Source organism: Vibrio genomosp. F10 str. 9ZD137 (genome assembly GCF_049974785.1).
Taxonomy (GTDB): domain Bacteria; phylum Pseudomonadota; class Gammaproteobacteria; order Enterobacterales; family Vibrionaceae; genus Vibrio.
On the sequence record NZ_JBNGCJ010000021.1, the window covers coordinates 1 to 299 of the forward strand.

Consider the following 299-nt stretch of genomic DNA (forward strand, 5'->3'; position numbering starts at 1 on the left):
CTAGGGTGAACCGTTATTTACTACAATTGGTATAAAACAATGCCCCTGTGAAGTATCTGAGGCATTGCGTGTTTATATCTCTTTCCTAGCGGTAATCAACACACCCATCCGTCACCGTTAAATCTTGTTCGGTATTTTGAGCCCGTGAAAGAGTCGGTATAATACTGGGACCACAATAAGCGTCAATACAGTTGCAAACCCTAGGCCAAACATAATCGTTACTGCCATCGGTTTAAAGAAGATATCTGGCAACAGTGGAACCATGCCCAAGATCGTCGTTACCGCAGCCATACATACAG

Annotated in this window: 1 protein-coding gene; it reads right to left on the reverse strand. The window is 43.8% G+C overall.

Annotation, left to right across the window (positions count from 1 at the left end; all coding sequences use genetic code 11):
• Positions 1–117 precede the first annotated feature (117 nt).
• A partial coding sequence (locus tag ACP45E_RS00315) for an efflux RND transporter permease subunit (protein WP_141707148.1) occupies positions 118–299 on the reverse strand: 182 nt, incomplete at its 5' end.